The organism is Vibrio phycocola (genome assembly GCF_054404255.1).
Genome location: NZ_JBTAMQ010000002.1, coordinates 43,801 through 61,363 on the forward strand (window position 1 = coordinate 43,801; position 17,563 = coordinate 61,363).

At 41.5% G+C, this 17,563-nt stretch carries 17 protein-coding genes; 6 read left to right on the forward strand and 11 right to left on the reverse strand.

The annotated features are described in order from the left end of the window. Window positions 1–39: 39 nt before the first annotated feature. The gene (topA, locus tag ACXJY6_RS03785; RefSeq protein WP_458767449.1) at window positions 40–2,658 is read right to left on the reverse strand and encodes a type I DNA topoisomerase; all 2,619 of its coding nucleotides are present in this window, start codon (window positions 2,656–2,658) and stop codon (window positions 40–42) included. Between the two features lie 332 nt (window positions 2,659–2,990). Here topA and ACXJY6_RS03790 point away from each other — a divergent pair, with 332 nt between their 5' ends. Then, on the forward strand, window positions 2,991–3,239 hold the full coding sequence (locus ACXJY6_RS03790; RefSeq protein WP_458767450.1) for a DUF2498 family protein: 249 nt from the start codon (window positions 2,991–2,993) through the stop codon (window positions 3,237–3,239). A gap of 57 nt (window positions 3,240–3,296) precedes the next feature. Here the strand turns inward: ACXJY6_RS03790 and aroA are convergent, their stop codons facing one another. Both aroA and ACXJY6_RS03800 read right to left on the reverse strand, forming a co-directional pair. Then, on the reverse strand, window positions 3,297–4,583 hold the full coding sequence (gene aroA, locus ACXJY6_RS03795; RefSeq protein WP_458767451.1) for a 3-phosphoshikimate 1-carboxyvinyltransferase: 1,287 nt from the start codon (window positions 4,581–4,583) through the stop codon (window positions 3,297–3,299). Between the two features lie 134 nt (window positions 4,584–4,717). Beyond that, window positions 4,718–5,188 (reverse strand): outer membrane lipoprotein, encoded by a 471-nt coding sequence (locus tag ACXJY6_RS03800; RefSeq protein ID WP_458767452.1) that lies wholly within the window; start codon window positions 5,186–5,188, stop codon window positions 4,718–4,720. A gap of 25 nt (window positions 5,189–5,213) precedes the next feature. Between ACXJY6_RS03800 and aat the strand changes: the two genes are divergently transcribed. The 3 genes from aat to infA all read left to right on the forward strand — a co-directional run bounded on the left by aat (window position 5,214) and on the right by infA (window position 6,921). Beyond that, the gene (aat, locus tag ACXJY6_RS03805; RefSeq protein ID WP_458767453.1) at window positions 5,214–5,921 is read left to right on the forward strand and encodes a leucyl/phenylalanyl-tRNA--protein transferase; all 708 of its coding nucleotides are present in this window, start codon (window positions 5,214–5,216) and stop codon (window positions 5,919–5,921) included. A 12-nt stretch (window positions 5,922–5,933) separates the two neighbouring features. Beyond that, window positions 5,934–6,620 carry an arginyltransferase gene (locus ACXJY6_RS03810; RefSeq protein ID WP_458767454.1) on the forward strand — a complete coding sequence of 229 codons (687 nt, stop codon included), beginning with the start codon at window positions 5,934–5,936 and terminating at the stop codon, window positions 6,618–6,620. Between the two features lie 82 nt (window positions 6,621–6,702). Further along, window positions 6,703–6,921, forward strand: coding sequence for a translation initiation factor IF-1 (gene infA / locus ACXJY6_RS03815; protein ID WP_001040192.1), 219 nt, complete (start codon window positions 6,703–6,705; stop codon window positions 6,919–6,921). Between the two features lie 107 nt (window positions 6,922–7,028). Here infA and clpA read toward each other — a convergent pair whose 3' ends face one another. Together clpA and clpS are read right to left on the reverse strand one after the other, a co-directional pair. Continuing rightward, on the reverse strand, window positions 7,029–9,296 hold the full coding sequence (gene clpA, locus ACXJY6_RS03820; RefSeq protein ID WP_458767455.1) for an ATP-dependent Clp protease ATP-binding subunit ClpA: 2,268 nt from the start codon (window positions 9,294–9,296) through the stop codon (window positions 7,029–7,031). 42 nt (window positions 9,297–9,338) lie between these two features. Beyond that, window positions 9,339–9,659, reverse strand: a complete 321-nt coding sequence (gene clpS, locus ACXJY6_RS03825; protein WP_456051929.1) for an ATP-dependent Clp protease adapter ClpS — start codon at window positions 9,657–9,659, stop codon at window positions 9,339–9,341. Window positions 9,660–10,130: 471 nt separating this feature from the next. On the opposite strand from clpS, the gene cspD reads away from it, so the two are divergent. Then, window positions 10,131–10,352, forward strand: a complete 222-nt coding sequence (cspD, locus tag ACXJY6_RS03830) for a cold shock domain-containing protein CspD (protein ID WP_456051928.1) — start codon at window positions 10,131–10,133, stop codon at window positions 10,350–10,352. Window positions 10,353–10,434: 82 nt separating this feature from the next. Here cspD and ACXJY6_RS03835 read toward each other — a convergent pair whose 3' ends face one another. Further along, window positions 10,435–12,657: an NADP-dependent isocitrate dehydrogenase gene (locus ACXJY6_RS03835; protein ID WP_458767456.1), complete on the reverse strand. Its 2,223-nt coding sequence runs from the start codon at window positions 12,655–12,657 to the stop codon at window positions 10,435–10,437. Between the two features lie 332 nt (window positions 12,658–12,989). Here ACXJY6_RS03835 and ACXJY6_RS03840 point away from each other — a divergent pair, with 332 nt between their 5' ends. After that, window positions 12,990–13,721: a pseudouridine synthase gene (locus ACXJY6_RS03840; protein ID WP_458767457.1), complete on the forward strand. Its 732-nt coding sequence runs from the start codon at window positions 12,990–12,992 to the stop codon at window positions 13,719–13,721. Here the strand turns inward: ACXJY6_RS03840 and hisIE are convergent. Genes hisIE through hisB form a run of 5 tightly spaced genes read right to left on the reverse strand, consistent with a single transcriptional unit; the run spans window position 13,718 to window position 17,545 of the window. Further along, complete coding sequence (hisIE, locus tag ACXJY6_RS03845; RefSeq protein ID WP_456051925.1) at window positions 13,718–14,353, reverse strand: bifunctional phosphoribosyl-AMP cyclohydrolase/phosphoribosyl-ATP diphosphatase HisIE; 636 nt, start codon at window positions 14,351–14,353, stop codon at window positions 13,718–13,720. The two genes, ACXJY6_RS03840 and hisIE, sit on opposite strands and share 4 nt — an antisense overlap. Continuing rightward, window positions 14,350–15,123: an imidazole glycerol phosphate synthase subunit HisF gene (gene hisF / locus ACXJY6_RS03850; RefSeq protein WP_458767458.1), complete on the reverse strand. Its 774-nt coding sequence runs from the start codon at window positions 15,121–15,123 to the stop codon at window positions 14,350–14,352. Before hisF ends, hisIE begins: the two co-directional genes overlap by 4 nt. Then, on the reverse strand, window positions 15,105–15,842 hold the full coding sequence (gene hisA / locus ACXJY6_RS03855; RefSeq protein WP_458767459.1) for a 1-(5-phosphoribosyl)-5-[(5-phosphoribosylamino)methylideneamino]imidazole-4-carboxamide isomerase: 738 nt from the start codon (window positions 15,840–15,842) through the stop codon (window positions 15,105–15,107). Before hisA ends, hisF begins: the two co-directional genes overlap by 19 nt. 15 nt (window positions 15,843–15,857) lie before the next feature. Next, the gene (gene hisH / locus ACXJY6_RS03860) at window positions 15,858–16,472 is read right to left on the reverse strand and encodes an imidazole glycerol phosphate synthase subunit HisH (protein ID WP_456051922.1); all 615 of its coding nucleotides are present in this window, start codon (window positions 16,470–16,472) and stop codon (window positions 15,858–15,860) included. Next, window positions 16,472–17,545, reverse strand: a complete 1,074-nt coding sequence (gene hisB / locus ACXJY6_RS03865) for a bifunctional histidinol-phosphatase/imidazoleglycerol-phosphate dehydratase HisB (protein ID WP_456051921.1) — start codon at window positions 17,543–17,545, stop codon at window positions 16,472–16,474. Before hisB ends, hisH begins: the two co-directional genes overlap by 1 nt. Window positions 17,546–17,563 lie beyond the last annotated feature (18 nt).

Below are 17,563 nucleotides of genomic sequence, written 5' to 3' on the forward strand. Positions count from 1 at the left end.
AGCGAGTGCTGCCTTTTACGTAGAATGGATAACTTGTCTCTACTTCGTTTTACGTTTATCAGTAACGTCCCACTTGCCATCGACAAATAATGCAGACCAACCAGTAGGCTTACCATCAACCTCAGATCGTACGTAATGTTCCTTCGACTTACGACTAAAGCGAATAACCGCTGGGTTATTATCAGGATCTTTCGCAGGTGCTGTTGCTAGGTAACGGAATTTTTCAGAGATTCGATCTTCGTATTGTTGGAATTCACTAACTAAAGGCGCACGAGTTTCTCTCGACTTCGGAAAGTTACTTGCTGCCATAAACAAACCAGAAGCACCATCTCTCAATACAAAGTAAGCATCTGAGTTCTGGCACGGCAGTTCAGGAAAGTGAACAGGATCTTCCTTCGGAGGTGCGACATCACCATTTCTTAGAATCTTACGAGTGTTCTTACATGATTCGCTAGTACAGCCCATGTATTTACCAAAGCGGCCATTTTTCAGCACCATATCTGAGCCACATTTATCGCACTCAACAACAGGGCCATCGTAACCTTTAAGCTTAAACTCACCTTTCTCAACAACATAACCATCACAATTTGGGTTATTACCACAAACATGTAATTTACGTGTTTCGTCAATTAAGTAAGCATCCATAGCCGTTTCACAGATTGGGCAACGCTTCTTCTCTCTTAATTCAGCGGTTTCAACATCTTCTTCCAAGACATTGACAATGCCTTCTTCACTGCCAAGGTTAACCGTTGTTTTACAACGTTCTTTTGGAGGTAATGCATAACCTGAACAACCTAGGAATACGCCAGTCGATGCCGTTCTTATACCCATAAGACGCTCACACGTTGGACATTGGATATTCGTTTCAACAATGTGGTTTGGCTTCATGCCGCCCGCATCTTCGTCCAACTCAGCCTTTTCCAATTCAACAGTAAAATCACCAAAGAAAGCGTCAAGTGTTGTTTTCCAGTTCACGTCACCTTCAGCAACTTGGTCAAGTTTTTGCTCCATACGAGCGGTGAAATCGTAGTTCATTAAATCAACAAAGCTTGCATCAAGTCGGTCAGTAACAATTTCACCCATTTTTTCAGCGTAAAAACGACGTTGGTCCACTTTTACATAACCGCGATCTTGAATAGTAGAAATGATCGATGCATATGTAGAAGGACGACCAATACCACGCTTCTCTAACTCTTTAACTAATGCCGCTTCTGTGTAACGAGCTGGTGGCTTGGTAAAGTGCTGTTTAGGATCTAATGCTTTTAACGTCAATATATCGCCAAGTGCGACATCTGGTAAAATTTGGTCTTCATTTTTACCTAAAGGACGCTGTACTCGAGTCCAACCATCAAACTTAAGGATTCGACCTTTGGCTTTTAACGTAAACTCACTTGCTTTAACACTAACAGTCGACGAGGTATACCGAGCAGGTGTCATCTGACAAGCAACAAATTGATTCCAAATTAACGCATAGACCTTATGCGCATCAGGGTCCATTTTTTGCAAATCATCGGCAAGAACATCAACACTCGATGGCCGAATAGCTTCGTGCGCCTCTTGAGCACCTTGTTTACTTCCGTAAAGATTTGGAGCTTCAGGCAAATACTGGTCACCAAATTTAGAACCAATATATTCGCGTACAGATGCAACGGCTTCTTGGCTCAAATTGGTTGAATCGGTACGCATATAAGTAATATAGCCAGCCTCATAGAGTCGCTGAGCAAGCATCATTGTTTTCTTTACGCCGTAGCCAAGGCGAGTACTCGCAGCCTGCTGCAAAGTCGAAGTAATGAATGGCGCAGATGGTTTACTGGATGTAGGCTTATCTTCACGCTTGCAAACTTCAAAGCTCGCTTTCTCTAGTAACGCGACTGCTTCATCCGCTTGAGACTGGTTAACTGGTTTAAATGCCACACCTTGACGTTGAGAAACCATGAGACGCAACGCAGTATCATCTGGTGTCGTAGTATCAGCATGAACATCCCAAAACTCTTCAGGGATAAATGCTTTAATTTCGCGTTCTTTTTCTACAACAAGTTTCGCCGCAACGGATTGAACTCGACCGGCTGATAAGCCTCGCGCCACTTTCTTCCATAATAATGGCGATACCATAAAGCCAACAATGCGATCCATAAAGCGACGAGCTTGCTGAGCATTGACACCATCTATGTTCAATTCACCGGGTTTTTCAAATGCTTGCTGAATTGCATTTTTTGTTATCTCATTAAACACAACTCGCTTATATCGTGAATCGTCACCACCAATGATTTCCCGCAGGTGCCATGCGATAGCTTCCCCTTCGCGGTCCAAATCCGTTGCGAGATAAACGCAATCAGCGTCCTTTGCCAGTTTTTGCAACTCTGCAACAACTTTTTCTTTACCTGGCAAAATCTGATAGTTGGCTTCCCAATCATGATAGGGATCAATTCCCATTTTATTGATAAGAGATTTGCGTTCCTTTTCCAACTTAGCTTCGGGGCTAAGTTTCACAGCTTTACCTTTAGGTTTTGCTGCAGGAGTTTTCGCTTTTGACTGACCAGCAGTAGGAAGATCACGGACATGACCGACACTAGACTTCACGATATAGTCCTTGCCAAGATATTTATTTATCGTTTTAGCTTTGGCAGGAGACTCCACTATAACCAGTGATTTACCCATAATTGATTCAAATGTCCTTAATCATAATACGAACTTTATCGCATAATATAACAAGATAACTTCTTTTTACTATCGAGTGATAGACGCAGAAGATCAACCAGTTTTTTGAGATTGCGTTGTCAATTGCTCGACTATTGTCCGAAATGGACTTTAGCCAAGTCTAAAATTGGCACATACTAAGGTGACTTAACCACAGTCGCGAATAAAAACATACGATTTATGGGATAAATCACAAAATTATCTTTCAATATAAAACACTAGGATGCACTGTTATTTATTGCAACCCTTGATATTTCACTATTTATCATCACAACAAATGAAGGCTTTCTTCAATGAGCGAAAAAAAAACAATTACTGAATTTGAACTATTACTCATAGCCAATCAACTTATCCAAGAGCATGATGCCTATGTTGAAGGCATGCGAGCAGATAGTGTTGAAGAAAAAGAGGATGTTTTAGTATTCAAAGGCAATTATTTTTTAGATGACAATGGACTGCCCACAGAAAAAACCACTGACGTCTTCAACATGTTTAAGTTTCTTGCTCACCGACTCTCAAAAGAGTTCAGTCTAAAAGAGTAGTACGTAAAATTAGAAAAGCCTCAATAACGAGGCTTCTTATCATATTATTGTCGTTAACTAAGCAATATCACTCAGTCCTTTAAGACGATCAAAGTAATCTGGGAACGTCTTTGATGTACACTTAGGGTCATTAATCGTGACTGGTGTATCACTTAAAGCCACGAGAGAAAAACACATCGCCATGCGGTGATCATCATACGTGTCAATTGCAGCATGATTAAATACAGCTGGTGGCGTTATAATAATATAGTCATGCCCTTCTTCAACTTCCGCCCCAACTTTACGCAGTTCGGTAGCCATTGCAGCAAGTCTATCAGTTTCTTTTACACGCCAATTGTATACATTACGAATAGCCGTTGTGCCTTTGGCGAATAAAGCTGCTGTAGCGATCGTCATAGCAGCATCTGGGATATGATTAAAATCCATATCAACCGCTTTTAACTCACCTTTGCGAGCGACAACAAAATCATCGCCCCATTCAATTTCTGCGCCCATTTTTGCTAACGCATCAGCGAACTGTACATCACCTTGAATGCTCTTTTTACCAATTCCCGTGACTTTAACTTCTCCACCACCAATGGCAGCAGCAGCTAAGAAATAGGAAGCCGAAGAGGCATCACCTTCAACAAGAAGATCACCAGGAGAGACATATTGTTGCCCAGGCTGAATAACAAACTGCTTGTAGTCGTTATTCTGCACTGAAACACCGAATTGCTGCATGATATGGAGTGTAATATCAATATACGGTTTAGAAACGAGATCTCCAACAATATCAATCGTCACTTCATCTTGAGCAAGAGGAGCTGACATTAGAAAAGCGGTCAAAAACTGTGACGAGATAGACCCATCAATTGAAACACGCCCGCCTTTTAATCCAGATCCTGTAATTTTTAGCGGCGGATAATCGGCATTCTCTAAATATTCGACATCCGCACCAGCTTGACGAAGTGCATCAACCAAATGACCAATAGGACGCTCTTTCATCCTTGGCTCACCGGTTAATATGTACTCACCTTTACCTAAACACAATGCTGCGGCCAAAGGTCGCATAGCAGTACCCGCATTTCCCAAAAACAGTTCAGTCAATGTCTCCACTGAAAATGCATGGCCTAGCCCTTCAACAGTACATTCCGTTTTACATTCAGAAAGTTGATAGGAAACCCCTAAGAGGTTTAATGCATTTAACATATGACGAATGTCGTCACTATCAAGTAAGTTTGTGAGTTTTGTCGTACCTTTTGCAAGTGCAGCCAAAAGCAATGCACGATTCGAAACACTTTTAGAGCCAGGTAAATTAACGACGCCGTTTATCTTTTGAATAGGTTGTAACGTTAGGCTTTCCATTTAAACTAAATTTTCCTATGTCCCTCTTTGAACATGAAAACAAAGAGCAGATGAATAATTTTTCGTGCGATGAGACTACCCAAAAAGAGCAAAGATCGCTAGTCCAATACGGCCTTTTCTCTCGATTTCTCGTTCTAAAATACTTTATCGACTCTTACCTCATTGCCAAAATATAAAATTCTCACTTCATCACCAATGTTAAATAACATACTTGGGTCAACATCTTGCACTACATCAATCAGTGAGCCATCACTCATTCGAAGTAAGAGATCAACAATTTCCGAGTCTTGATAGATGACATGCGAATCGGCGTTTGCACGCGCGCCATGCCGGGCGATATTTGCGCCGGCTATCGAGCCCGCAATAATCGCAAATTGTTTCCCATGACCGCGCCCAAAGTGACTACCAATGACCGCCCCTGTTACTGCGCCAATAAATGTTTCTAACCCGTGCTCTCGCGCTTTGATAACTTCGGTTTGCGTGATATATCTAAGACTATCGACAACGGCGAATTCTACTTTATCGACGGGTCGCGCCACGTTGCGCTCGTAGCCAGCGTTAGCATATAGTGGCAGTAGCAATAAGATGATTAACAATCTACGCATATTAAATTCCTTAACTGATTAAACTATGACTATTTATATCGCTCAATTGTCTGATGATGACTATACTTTTCCATCTGTCTATACTGCGCTTACTGAGCCAAATGGGTTACTCGCTTTTGGTGGAGATCTTTCACCACAACGGATAAAACTTGCGTATCAGAGTGGGATTTTTCCTTGGTACAGCTCTGGTGACCCTATCTTATGGTGGAGCCCCACTCCAAGAGCAGTATTTATACCTAAGACCTATAATCCATCAAAAAGTCTTAAAAAATACCAAAAAAAAGTTGGCTACCGTATTAGTATTAATCACGACACTGCAAGTGTCATCGATTACTGTGCTTCAACGCGAGGCCCAGAAGAAACTTGGATACATCCAGAAATGCGCCTCGCTTATAAATCCTTAGCACATGAAGGAGTATGCCATTCAGTTGAAGTGTGGAACAAGGAGAATCAACTTGTTGGTGGTTTTTACGGTATCAGTATTGGAAAGATATTTTGTGGTGAGTCGATGTTTAGCTTAGAAACGAATACATCTAAAATTGCACTGTGGAAGTTTTGCGAGCATTTCTTAGCATGTGGTGGTGAATTGATTGATTGTCAGATAATGAACCCTCACCTCTTATCTCTCGGTGCAAAAGAATTAAAGCGTGATATTTTCCATCAACAGTTAACCTCTCTGAAAGACGAAAGCGTTGATAGCAAGTGTTACCTTCCGCAATGGCTTAGCGTGTAAAATAGGAATCGTATGCCAAATATTCGCATCGGACTGACCCAAGAGTCACCTTGCAGTTATTTAGAAGAACAATTAGAGCAAATTGCGATCATAGTTGAACCTGAATTACATAATGAACATAACTATGAAATGTTGCTTGCAAATGGGTTTCGTCGCAGCGGTGCTTCCATCTATCGACCACATTGCCCCCAATGTACTCAATGCCAATCCATACGAATACCTTGTTTAGATTTTGCACCAAGTAAAAGCCAAAAGCGTCTGTGGAATAAAAGTCGTCACTTAAGATGGGAAATGAAAAGTAAGATGGATGATAATTGGTACTCAATTTATGAAGAGTATATTAACAACCGCCATCAGAATGGAACGATGTTTCCACCCAATAAAGTAGAATTTGAAACATTTTCAAAAAATGAATGGTTAACAACCCAATATTTACACATCTACGAAGGTAACAAGTTGATTGCAATTGCGATTACCGATATCACTCAATTCAGCGCAAGTGCATTCTATACATTTTTTGACCCAACTATCGCACTGTCTATAGGGACGCTCGCAGTTATGTTACAAATTGAATACTGTAAAAATAACGGTAAATCTCATCTCTACTTGGGCTATCAAATCGATTCATGCCCAGCTATGAATTATAAAGTGCGATTTCAACCACATCAAAAGCTAGTAAATCAACGTTGGCAAGGGTAGAATACCGCCAACTTAACATATACACCGTATATAAAGGCCAATTTCGCCCATTTATACACGCCAAATTTCAAAAGAGGATTAAATGGCTAAAGAAGACGTAATCGAGATGCAAGGCACTGTCCTTGACACTCTACCAAACACTATGTTCCGTGTTGAACTTGAAAATGGTCATGTAGTGACCGCTCACATCTCAGGCAAAATGCGCAAAAACTATATTCGTATTCTTACGGGTGACAAAGTGACTGTAGAGATGACCCCTTATGACTTATCTAAGGGCCGCATCGTCTTCCGCGCGCGTTAATCGTAAATGACTCTTATCACTTTTTTAATAATGAGTTGATAACAGAAATATAAAAAAACGGAGCTATTTAGCTCCGTTTTTAATTTCAGTCGTATCTCGCTCACTAATTAATGAACCGCTTCTTCCTTATTGCCGACATACTTAAACTTAAGAGTGTCGTCAACAAGCGTCACTTTGACTGTGCCGCCACCGACTAATGAACCAAACAATAATTCATTTGCTAGTGGTTTTTTCAACTTCTCTTGTATGACACGCCCCATTGGACGAGCGCCCATCGCTTTATCGTACCCTCGTACCGCTAACCAACGGCGCGCTTCCTCAGATACTTCAAGCGAAACTCCTCGAGTGTCGAGCTGTGCTTGTAATTCGACAATAAACTTATCAACAACTTGATGGATAACTTGTTCATCTAGGCTATTAAACCAGATAATATTATCCAAACGATTTCGGAATTCAGGACTAAATACTTTCTTAATTTCAACCATAGCATCTGAGCTATTATCTTGCTGAATTAGTCCAATGGATTTCTTAACAGTTTCATTCACACCCGCATTCGTTGTCATAACAAGAATCACATTACGAAAATCCGCTTTGCGCCCATTGTTGTCAGTCAACGTTCCATTATCCATCACTTGAAGTAATAAATTGAAAATGTCTGGATGCGCTTTTTCAATTTCATCCAATAACACAACAGAGTGAGGATGCTTAATAACAGCATCAGTTAATAAACCACCTTGATCATAACCAACATAACCAGGAGGTGCTCCAATTAAACGACTAACTGAATGACGTTCACCGTATTCAGACATATCAAATCGAAGTAATTCCACACCAAGTAAACGAGATAATTGAAGTGTTACTTCCGTTTTACCAACTCCTGTCGGTCCTGCAAATAAGAAAGACCCCACTGGTTTATTATCGGCACTCAAGCCAGCTCGAGATAGCTTTATTGCTTCCGACAACGCCTCTATCGCAGGGTCTTGACCGAACACCATCATTTTCATCTTGCGACCAAGGTGTTGCAGTAAATCTTTATCAGAATTATTAACCGACTTCTCCGGGATCCTGGCCATCTTCGCTACCATCGACTCGATGTCACCAACGCCAACCGTTTTCTTACGTCGACTTGCAGGAACTAATCGCGCTCTTGCTCCCGCCTCATCGATGACATCAATTGCTTTATCTGGTAAATGACGCTCGTTAATGTATTTAGCAGACAGTTCAACAGCCGCTCTCAAGGCTTTGTTAGTATATCGAACCTCATGGTGTGCTTCGTATTTTGGCTTAAGTCCCATCAGGATTTTTGTTGTATCGTCAAGAGAAGGCTCTACTACATCAATTTTTTGGAAACGACGCGATAAAGCACGCTCCTTGTCAAATACGTTGTTGTATTCTTGATATGTCGTAGAACCAATACAGCGAAGCTTGCCGCTGCTTAATAAAGGTTTAAGTAAGTTAGCCGCATCGACTTGACCACCAGAAGCCGCACCTGCTCCAATTATGGTGTGGATTTCATCGATAAATAAAATGGCATCTTTTTCTTTTTCTAGCTGTCGCAGCAGAGACTTAAATCGCTTTTCAAAATCTCCTCGGTATTTCGTACCTGCCAATAAAGAGCCAATATCGAGCGAATAGATAGTACTGTTAAGTATGACATCTGGAACAGTGCCTTCGACTATCCTCCATGCTAACCCTTCTGCAATTGCGGTCTTGCCGACACCAGCCTCACCCACTAATAAAGGATTATTTTTGCGGCGGCGACATAACACTTGAATTGTACGTTCTAATTCAAAGTCTCGACCAATTAATGGGTCGATGTGGCCTTGAGCTGCAACATGGTTTAAGTTAGTTGCAAAACTATCTAGGCGCTCTTCACTTTGCGTTTCTTCACCACTTTCAGCACCAAAGGAGTCTGATGAAGGATCTTCACTACTGTCAGAAGCTTTGGTTATTCCATGAGAAATAAAGTTCACGATATCTAAACGACTAATATCATTTTTCTTAAGAATGAAAGCAGCTTGAGATTCTTGTTCACTAAAGATTGCGACTAATACATTCGCGCCTGAGACTTCATTTCGTCCAGAAGATTGGACATGGAAAACAGCTCGTTGTAATACTCGCTGAAAACTGAGCGTTGGCTGAGTTTCGCGAGTTTCATCATTTTCTGGGATAAGTGGTGTTGTTTGGTCGATAAAAATATCCAACTCACGCTGAATAGCTATGATATCGACTTGGCTAGCCATCAAAGCTTCTTGAGCTGAATTATTTTCAAGCAATGCTAGCAAGAGGTGTTCAACTGTCATATATTCATGACGCTTTTCCCTAGCGCGAGCAAATGCACCATTTAAACTTGACTCTAATTCTTTGTTAAGCATTGAAACCTCCTCATAGAACAACTCTGTCATTCTCAGTAAGTATTAGGCTTGCTCCATCGTACATAGTAATGGGTGTTCATGTTCTCTAGAGTACGCTGTAACTTGCGCTACTTTTGTTTCTGCAACTTCTGCAGTATAGGTACCACATATTGCTTTTCCTTCATAATGTACCCGCAACATCACTTGTGTCGCTCGTTCTTCGGTTAACGAGAAGAACTTCTCAAGTATCTCGATGACAAAATCCATTGGCGTGTAATCATCATTCATTAATATGACGTGGTACTTACCCGGTGGTTGAATCGCTGTCCTTTCTTTCTCCAGTAAATCCGAGCCTGGAGTGACCCATTCAAAATTTTTACTCATAACGACCGCTTGTGAGAGTTTTCCAATGTGGTATTAGCTGATATCTAGAATTTCAAGCCACTTAAATTAAAACGATTAAGCGATACTTGAAGCTTCAGAAAAACATCTCATATATAGAGACTAATCTACGTATTGTATCGCCGCAAATAAAAGATAGCTATTTTAGCAATCGATTTTTCCTATTGATCGAATTTCAGGCAATTGAATTTGTTAATAAACTCTCTACTTCATACTATCACTAGTCGTATAGTTATAGAAATGTTAACAAAATGGTAAATTGTTGCAAAGTGTTCGATATTTACACTGTTACACTATTGACTGAACTTATCGATTGTTTAAATTGGTTGCAGAGTGTTTAGTTTGTGTTCATGCACATGACGCTCAAAACGTCACAAATGACGAGGCTAATTTTAGGCTCAGTCATTTTGAATAATCCAATCATTGGTAAAAAATGCATGAGGGATGTATAGCATGGCTACAGGTACAGTGAAATGGTTTAATAATGCAAAAGGATTTGGGTTTATTTGTCCTGAGGGTGAAGAAAGCGATATTTTCGCACATTATTCTACAATAAAAATGGATGGTTACCGTACGCTAAAAGCCGGTCAGCAGGTGTCCTATGAAGTAGAGCAAGGCCCTAAAGGCTACCACGCCAGTTGTGTCGTTCCCGTAGGTGGCGATTTCGCAAAATAAGTTTTCTTTCCACCGCGAACAGTTACAACAAAATAAAAACCGCCAGTCAGGCGGTTTTTTTCGTTACGTATATTGTACAAGCCTAGCCGATAATTTCATTTAAAGTTTGGCTTGGACGCATAATCTTAGATACAACTTCTTCTTCGACAAGGTAGTAGCCACCCAAATTGGTCTCCACACCTTGAGCGCCATTCAACTCTCCCACAATCGCATCTTCACTACTGGCGAGTGCTTTCGCTTTAGGTGCAAACTCTGCCGCGAGGTCTGCATCAGCGGTTTGATTGGCAAGCGCATCTGCCCAATAAGCGGCGAGATAGTAATGACTACCACGGTTATCCAATTCGTTCACACGACGAGATGGCGATTTGTTCTCATCCAAGAAACGACCTGTTGCCGCATCCAATGCATCAGCTAATACTTTCGCTTTTGGATTCGCTTCAACGATACTTAAATGTTCAAGTGATGCCGCAAGAGCCAAAAATTCACCAAGTGAATCCCAACGTAGGTGATTCTCTTGAATAACTTGCTGAACGTGCTTAGGTGCAGAACCACCAGCGCCAGTTTCAAACAACCCCCCCCCATTCATGAGTGGAACAATTGATAACATTTTCGCTGAAGTACCAAGTTCTAAGATTGGGAACAAGTCAGTAAGATAGTCACGTAATACGTTTCCGGTAACCGAGATAGTATCTTGTCCTGCTTTCACACGTACAAGTGTCGCTTCTGTTGCAGTTACTGGATCAAGGATTTGAATATCCAAACCTGTAGTATCGTGCTCACCAAGGTAGGTCTCTACTTTTTTGATTAGCTCAGCATCGTGGGCACGCGCTTTATCGAGCCAGAAGATAGCAGGAGTCTCACTCAATCGAGCTCTAGAAACAGCCAGTTTTACCCAATCTTGGATCGGAGCATCTTTAACCTGACTCATACGGAAAATATCGCCGCTTTCTACCGCTTGCTCGAGTAGTACTTCGCCCTTGCTGTTTACAATTTGAATCGTTCCATCTTCATCAAGGATAAACGTCTTATCGTGTGAGCCATATTCTTCTGCTTTTTGTGCCATCAATCCGACGTTAGGTACCGTACCCATTGTTGTTGGATCAAACGCACCATTCTCACGGCAAAAATCTATCGTACTTTGGTATACACCCGCATAACAACGGTCAGGAATAAGCGCTTTAGTATCTTTAAGCTTGCCGTCAGGTCCCCACATCTGACCGGATGAACGAATCATCGCAGGCATCGATGCATCGACGATAACGTCACTAGGTACATGTAAGTTAGTGATACCACGATCTGAATCAACCATTGCCAATTCTGGACGCTGCGAATAGGTAGCCAAAATTGCCGCTTCAATTTCTTCACGCTTGTCATCAGGTAATGATGCAATTTTGCTGTATACATCACCTAGACCGTTATTTGCATCTACACCTAATTCTTCAAATAAATCAGCGTATTTTTCAAAAACTTCTTTGTAGAATACTTTAACCACGTAACCAAATATTACAGGGTCTGAAACCTTCATCATGGTAGCTTTCAAGTGCAGTGACAATAAGACATCTTTAGCCTTAGCATCGTCAATTTCGGCTTCTAAATAGCTCACCAATGCCTTTTTATTCATTACAGAAGTATCAATCACCTCTTTATCTAATAGAGGGAATGGCTTCTTTAGCGTTTTTACCGCACCATTTTTATTGGTAAATTCGATAGAAACCTCAGTCGCACCGTCTATAGTTGTTGACTTTTCACTTCCAAAGAAATCATTACCGTCCATACTTGCAACATGCGATGCTGAGTCTTTAGACCAAGCTCCCATTGAGTGTGGGTTTTTCTTAGCATAGTTTTTTACAGATAATGGAGCACGACGGTCTGAGTTCCCTTCTCGGAGAACTGGGTTCACGGCACTGCCTTTAATCTTATCGTACGTTGCTTTTATAAGCGCTTCTTCGTCGTTAGACGGATCTTCTGGATAATTAGGGAGTGCATAGCCTTTGCTTTGTAACTCTGTAATCGCATCAATCAATTGTGGAATTGATGCCGATATATTCGGCAATTTAATAATGTTCGCTTCAGGTGTGTTAGCAAGCTCGCCAAGTTCGGTTAGTGCATCACCTATTTTTTGATCATCAGTTAAATAGTCAGAAAAATTGGCAATGATACGACCTGCCAATGAAATATCTCGAGTGTCTACTGCAATACCAGATGATGCAGTGAAAGATTGAATAATAGGCAATAAAGAATACGTTGCGAGAGCCGGAGCCTCATCTGTAATGGTGTAAATAATTGTAGGCTTTTTGTTAAGCATGAAATTTCCCTATCTGTGCTGACAACCGATAATATCGGCTATATAAATATTTTGACACTAACGTGTTTTCGTTGAGTATCTGTGCCGCGACAATGTAGTCACGAAACTCAATCTTAGTTAACTGTTAGAAATTCAATCGCTAACTATTTTCTCAAATGACTTCTACCCATTGTCCTATCCTAAGATAGAATAATAATTATAGCTCAACGATTCAAAGACAATAGTTTATCATAGAACGGCATAACGAATTAGCGCGCGCAAATGATAGCCTAAAGTCGTATGTTAAAAAACAATTCTCAACACCTCATTTACAAATTTGCAAGGTAGTTAACATGTCGGTCTCTGGCACGAAGCAAGAAGCACAGCAAAAGAAAAGATCTACCTCGACACATAAAACTCGTAGAAACCAATCAAAGAAGACAAATAATACAAGCCGTGCGAGTAATTCGTCCCATTCATCACGTCATAAAAATACGAATAAAAAGCCCAGATTACCTGCTGATAAACAAAGAGTTATTATCTTTAATAAACCTTTTGACACGCTCAGTCAATTTACCGATGGTCAAGGTAGAAAAACATTAGCTGATTATATAACCGTCAAAGAAGTGTATGCTGCTGGCCGCCTTGATCGAGACAGTGAAGGTCTATTGTTATTAACCAATGATGGACAGTTACAAGCACGCCTTACGCAACCTAATTCTAAGTTACCCAAGACATACTGGGTACAGGTTGATGGCGCTCCGACAGAGGGTGACTTGGATAAATTACGAGCTGGTGTTGAACTTAAAGATGGCCTGACATTACCCGCTCAAATCGAAAAAATAGAAACCCCAAATGTCTGGCGTCGTGAACCACCTGTTCGTTTTCGAGCTAATATTCCAACAACATGGCTTTCTATTACGATTATCGAAGGCAGGAATAGACAAGTACGAAGAATGACCGCTCATATTGGTTTTCCTACACTACGTCTAATTCGTCATTCAATTGGAGGTTATCAACTCGACGACTTACAACCAGGAGAGTGGCGCGACATTAGCCCCAATAAAGGGGCTAGTAAATCTTAATTGTGACGTTCTTTTAATTTATCGATGACAACACTCAACGACATATCTTGATCTTGCAGCAACACCAAAAGGTGATAAATCAAATCGGCAGATTCGCATACGAGTTCAGGTTTATCGCCTGATGTAGCAGCAAGTGCTACCTCAACACCTTCCTCTCCGACTTTTTGTGAGATACGCTTAGTACCACGATTGTACAGACTCGCGGTGTACGACGAATCAGGATCGGCATCTTTGCGTGCAGCTAATAGCTCTTCGAGTTGATGAAGCCATACCATCTGAGTTTCTTCTTGCTTATCACCATCCCAACATGTTGTGGTTCCAGTGTGGCAAGTTGGGCCAACAGGATTAACCTTGATCAACAACGTATCTCTGTCACAGTCTAATGCTGCATTTTTCAATTGCAGCACATTACCCGACGTTTCACCTTTGGTCCAAAGGCGCTGTTTGGTACGAGAAAAAAACGTTACGTGTCCTGTTTCAAACGTTTTCGCCAGTGCAGCCTCATCCATATACCCCATCATGAGTACTTGGCTAGAGGTATAATCCTGGATAATCGCGGGAATCAATCCATCGACTTTATCCCAATCAATACGAGTACTGATAGTTTCTAAGGTGTTTACTGGATTGCTCATAATCTTATTTCGATCCCTTGTTCTTTTAGATATTTCTTCAAGTCACCAATATTAATGACCTGTTTATGAAAAACCGATGCGGCTAATGCGCCGTCTACAGATGCTAGTTGATAAGCTTGAGCAAAGTGTTCCATTTCCCCTGCACCACCAGAAGCGATCAAAGGTACATGACAGACTTCTCTAACCATATTTAGCTGTTCTAAATCGTAGCCATTACGCACACCATCTTGGTTCATCATATTTAAAACGATTTCACCGGCACCACGTTTTTGTACTTCTTGGACCCAATCACGAGTTTCCCAACGCGTCGCTTTTGTTCTATGCTCGTCACCAGTAAATTGATACACACTGTATTTACCGGTTTCTTTATCAAAGAAAGAATCAATTCCGACAACGATACACTGAACACCGAATCGATCTGCAAGGTCAGTAATTAACTCAGGATTAGCAAGTGCTGGTGAGTTAATTGATACTTTATCAGCACCAAATTCCAATATTCTCGCAGCATCTTCCGCAGACTTAATACCACCAGCTACGCAAAATGGAATATCGATGACTTCAGCTACGCGACTCACCCAGCTTTTATCAACCACACGGCCATCGCTAGACGCTGTAATATCATAGAAGACCAACTCATCCGCGCCCTCTTCCGCGTAGCGTTGCGCTAGAGGAACAATGTCGCCAATGATTTCATGATTGCGAAACTGTACGCCTTTTACGACCTGTCCATCACGTACATCAAGACAGGGGATTATTCGCTTTGCCAACATGAGAATGCCTCCTCTGCTGTAAACTTACCGTCTAGAAGTGCTCGCCCAACAATCACACCCGCTACACCAGATCCTTTTAATGCTTCAATATCGGCAAGGCTCCCGATACCACCAGAAGATTGAAATTGAACCTGCGGGTAGGCTTTACACAAATCGATGTATAGCTCAACATTCGAACCTGCAAGTGTCCCATCTCTTGAAATATCTGTACACAGAACATGCTTCAAGCCAACGGTTAAATAGTCTTCAATTAACGCTTCAATCGTCACACCAGAGTCTTCTTGCCAACCAGAGATTGCGACTTTACGAGTTCCAGCCTCATCGATATTAATATCTAACGCTAAAACAATTTTTTCTGGCCCGTATTTTGTCATCCAAGATTTGACCAATTCAGGCTGTTTAACGGCAGTGGATCCCACAACAACACGTTGTGCGCCCGCATTAATTAAGCCTGCAACATCATCTTCACTGCGTACACCACCGCCAATTTGAACATTAGCTGGAGTACTGGCGAGCAATTGCGCAATCAAATCTAATTGACGAGCAGAGGTATCTTTTGCTCCAGTCAAGTCGACCAGGTGCAACCAATTCGCTCCGGCTTTATGATAGAGGTTAAACTGCTCAGCTGGATTGACTTTATATTCTGTAACTTGGCCATAGTCACCTTGATATAGGCGAACAACTTGGCCTTCGATTAAATCTAGTGCAGGAATTATCACTTCAATGTCCTTTTCTTATAGCTCTAAGAAGTTTTGAATCAGTTTAGAACCCGCTTTGCTCGAACGCTCGGGGTGGAATTGAACGCCATAGTAGTTACCACTTTGGATCGCGGCACTGAATGGTGAGCCATAAGTACACGAGGCAATAGTGTACTCTCCCACCGACATAGCAAAACTATGAACAAAATAAAAATACTGGTCGCTATCGATATCGTTGAATAACGGATGATCGCCAACCACATCTATGGTGTTCCAACCCATGTGAGGTAGTGGTAAATCCCCTGTATCCATCAAGCGAACTTCGCCTTCACACAGTGATAAGCATGGGACGATTTGATCGGCTTTTTGACCTTTTTCTTCAGATAACTTACCTAGCAATTGCATGCCCAAGCATATGCCTAGTACTGGCTTCTCTACTTTCTTAACCAGTTCAATCAAGTTGCGTTCTTCGAGGTTTTTCATCGCTTCACTTGCTGTTCCTACACCAGGCAAAAACAACTTATCAGCACCTAAAACTACGTCAGGTTCTTTTGAAATCACAACAGGATAACCGAGGCGCTCAATTGCAAATTTAACCGATGAAACATTGGCACAACCAGTATCGATAATAACAACATTCGGTTTTGACATTAGAGAACTCCCTTACTGCTCGGCAAATCATTTCCTTCTACTTTGATAGCCTGACGTAAGGTACGGCCAAACGCTTTAAACAGGCTTTCAATAATATGATGATCATTTTTTCCAGCCGATGAAAGGTGTAAGGTGCACGCCATCGAATCAGACAAGGAGCGGAAGAAGTGATAAACCATTTCAGTCGAAAGTTCGCCAACAAGTTCGCGACTAAATTCGGCGTCAAACTTAAAGTATGGACGACCTGAAATATCAAGGGCGCATTGGGCTAAACACTCATCCATAGGCAAGGAGAAACCGAAACGTCCAATACCGCGTTTATCGCCTAATGCTTCTTTTAATGCTTGGCCTAATGCAAGAGCAGTATCTTCAATCGTATGATGGTCATCGATATGAAGATCGCCATCGACTTTCAACTTCAATTGGAATCCGCCATGAGTCGCGATCTGGTCTAGCATATGGTCAAAGAAGCCAAGTCCCGTTTCAATACTGGTTCCGCCAGTCTCATCTAAGTTGACATTAACCTGAATATCCGTCTCTTTAGTTTTACGAATAACTTCGGCCGTACGTGGTTTGGTTGTCAACATTTTAACAATCAGGGGCCAGCCCATCGTCTCAGGGTGGTACTGGATCCCCTGAATGGCCATATTTTCAGCCAATTGTATATCGGTAATACGATCCCCAATAACAACTGAAGATTGGAAATCGACCAATCCATTTTGAAGGTAGTCTTTAACCATACCCAGCTTTGGCTTACGACATGTACAATTATCAGACTCAAAGTGAGGACAAATTAATACGTCGTCAAATACGACCCCTTGAGATTCGAAAAACTCCATCATCATATTATGAGGCGCATCAAACTCTTCTTGCGGGTAACTGCTTGTACCAAGTCCATCTTGATTTGTAACCATCACTAGACGGTAGCCAGCTTGTTGTAGCGCTAATAAACTTGGAATCACCAAAGGTTCGAATTTCAATTTATCCAAACGGTCAACTTGAAAGTCGACAGGAGGCTCAACGATCAAAGTACCATCGCGATCGATAAATAGTATTTTTTGCTGCTTACTCACAGGAGTGTCCTTTTCAAT